1 protein-coding gene and 2 rRNA genes (1 of these 3 running past the window's edge) are annotated in these 3,062 nt (G+C 59.8%); 2 read left to right on the forward strand and 1 reads right to left on the reverse strand.

The genetic code is table 11. The features are described 5' to 3' along the window. Positions 1-1,978 (forward strand): 23S ribosomal RNA (locus BN3794_RS15650) (it extends 899 nt beyond the left edge of the window). 129 nt (positions 1,979-2,107) lie between these two features. After that, positions 2,108-2,221, forward strand: a 5S ribosomal RNA gene (gene rrf / locus BN3794_RS15655). 93 nt (positions 2,222-2,314) lie between these two features. Here rrf and BN3794_RS15660 read toward each other — a convergent pair. Next, positions 2,315-3,062 (reverse strand): substrate binding domain-containing protein (locus BN3794_RS15660; RefSeq protein WP_078059833.1); only part of this gene is annotated, 748 nt, incomplete at its 5' end.

A 3,062-nucleotide genomic window follows, 5' to 3' on the forward strand; every position in this document is an offset into this window, starting at 1 on the left:
ATACCGAGACGGACTGTATGGGAGACACACGGCGGGTGCTAACGTCCGTCGTGAAAAGGGAAACAACCCAGACCCACAGCTAAGGTCCCAAATTCACTGCTAAGTGGAAAACCATGTGGAAAGGCACAGACAGCCAGGAGGTTGGCTTAGAAGCAGCCACCCTTTAAAGAAAGCGTAATAGCTCACTGGTCGAGTCGGTCTGCGGGGAAGATTTAACGGGGCTAAGCAGTGAACCGAAGCTTGGGGTGCATACTTTGTATGCGCGGTAGAGGAGCGTTCCGTAAGCCTGCGAAGGTGGCTTGAGAAGGCTGCTGGAGGTATCGGAAGTGCGAATGCTGACATGAGTAACGACAATGCGGGTGAAAAACCCGCACGCCGAAAGCCCAAGGTTTCCTTGCGCAACGTTAATCGGCGCAGGGTGAGTCGGCCCCTAAGGCGAGGCAGAAATGCGTAGTCGATGGGAAGCAGGTTAATATTCCTGCACCTCGCGTGAGTGCGATGGAGGGACGGAGAAGGTTAGGTGTACCGGGCGTTGGTTGTCCCGGGGAAAGGCGGTAGGTTTGGATCTTTGGCAAATCCGGGATCCTTTAAGACCGAGCACCGAGACGAGCCCTTTAGGGCGAAGTCACTGATACCACGCTTCCAGGAAAAGCTCCTAAGCTTCAGCTCACGCAGACCGTACCGTAAACCGACACAGGTGGGTAGGATGAGAATTCTCAGGCGCTTGAGAGAACTCGGGTGAAGGAACTAGGCAACATGGCACCGTAACTTCGGGAGAAGGTGCGCCATTGCCGGTGGCCCATGCGGGCTATAGCTGGCGATGGCCGAAGTGACCAGGCCGCTGCGACTGTTTATCAAAAACACAGCACTCTGCAAACACGAAAGTGGACGTATAGGGTGTGACGCCTGCCCGGTGCTGGAAGGTTAAGTGATGGGGTCAGCCGCAAGGCGAAGCTCTTGATCGAAGCCCCAGTAAACGGCGGCCGTAACTATAACGGTCCTAAGGTAGCGAAATTCCTTGTCGGGTAAGTTCCGACCTGCACGAATGGCGTAACGACAGCGGCGCTGTCTCCACCCGAGACTCAGTGAAATTGAAATCGCTGTGAAGATGCAGCGTTCCCGTGGCAAGACGGAAAGACCCCGTGAACCTTTACTATAGCTTTACACTGAACGTTGAGTTCGTCTGTGTAGGATAGGTGGGAGGCTATGAAACCGAGGCGCTAGCTTCGGTGGAGCCATCCTTGAAATACCACCCTGATGTGCTTGACGTTCTAACCTCGGTCCGTAATCCGGATCAGGGACCGTGTATGGTGGGTAGTTTGACTGGGGCGGTCTCCTCCTAAAGAGTAACGGAGGAGCTCGAAGGTACGCTCAGCGCGGTCGGACATCGCGCACTGTGTGCAAAGGCATAAGCGTGCTTGACTGCGAGATCGACGGATCAAGCAGGTACGAAAGTAGGACTTAGTGATCCGGTGGTTCTGTATGGAAGGGCCATCGCTCAACGGATAAAAGGTACTCCGGGGATAACAGGCTGATACCGCCCAAGAGTTCATATCGACGGCGGTGTTTGGCACCTCGATGTCGGCTCATCACATCCTGGGGCTGTAGTCGGTCCCAAGGGTATGGCTGTTCGCCATTTAAAGTGGTACGCGAGCTGGGTTCAGAACGTCGTGAGACAGTTCGGTCCCTATCTGCCATGGGCGTTGGAGATTTGAGAGGGGCTGCTCCTAGTACGAGAGGACCGGAGTGGACGAACCTCTGGTGTTCCGGTTGTCATGCCAATGGCATTGCCGGGTAGCTATGTTCGGAAGCGATAACCGCTGAAAGCATCTAAGCGGGAAGCGCGCCTCAAGATGAGATCTCCCGGGGCTCAAGCCCCCTAAAGGAACCATGTAGACTACGTGGTTGATAGGTCAGGTGTGTAAGCGCAGCAATGCGTTGAGCTAACTGATACTAATGATCCGTGCGGCTTGACCATATAACCTCAAGTGGCCTTGGACTCTGACGACGCGTCAAAGTCATCCAAGCCTCCTACGTCACAAGTCCCAATGCGAGACGGTGCGGTACGTATGCAAATCCATACGCGCCAGCACGCTCCAACCGTCTCCCTGGTGAAATTAGCGCTGTGGCACCACCCGATCCCATCCCGAACTCGGAAGTGAAACGCAGCCGCGCCGATGGTAGTGTGGGTTTCCCATGCGAGAGTAGGTCATCGCCAGGGTCTTATCCGAACCCCGTCCTTGCAAAAGGGCGGGGTTCTTCTTTGCGCGCGATTTGTTCGTGCGCGGCTTGGTGCCCTTGGCCGGGTGGCCCGCTACGCCTCGGCCGATGCCGCCAGCGCCTCCACCAGGTAGTCGATGAAACTGCGCACCTTCGGTGCCAGGTGGCTGCGGCTGGCATAGACCGCGTACAGCCCGATCGGCGCTACCTGCCACTGCGGCAGCACCGGCACCAGTGCCCCCGACGCCAGCGCCGGGCCCACCACGAACTGCGGCTGCAGCACGATCCCCAGCCCACTGCAGGCCGCCTCCCGCAACACCTCCCCGTTGTTGGCGCGCAGGCCCCCGGACACGGCCACCGTCGCCTCCCCGCCCGGGCCCTGCAGCTGCCACGTCTCCCCGCCGCTCCAGTAGCTGTAGGTCAGGCAGGCATGGCGCGACAGGTCAGAAGGCACCTGCGGCGTCCCCGCCCGCGCCAGGTAGCCCGGCGCCGCGCACAGCAGGACCGGCACCTGCGCCAGCTTGCGCGCGATCAGCGACGGCGATGGCTGGCGAGTGATGCGCAGCGCCACGTCGTAGCCTTCTTCCACGATGTCCACCAGGCGATCGCCCAGGGTCAGGTCCAGCTTCACCTGCGGATAGCGCGCGTGGTAACCCGCCAGCAGCGGGCCCAGGCGCGCGATGCCGAAGCTCACCGGCGCGTTGATCCGCAGCACCCCCGCCGGCGCCAGCGCCTGCGCCCCCACCGCCGCCTCCAGCTCCGCCAGCTCCCCCAGCAGCTCCACCGCACGCTGGTAATACCCCGATCCCGCACTGCTCAGGCCTACGCGACGCGTCGTGCGG

The sequence above is a fragment of the Xanthomonas massiliensis genome (assembly GCF_900018785.1).
In the GTDB taxonomy this organism is placed as follows: Bacteria; Pseudomonadota; Gammaproteobacteria; order Xanthomonadales; family Xanthomonadaceae; genus Xanthomonas_B; species Xanthomonas_B massiliensis.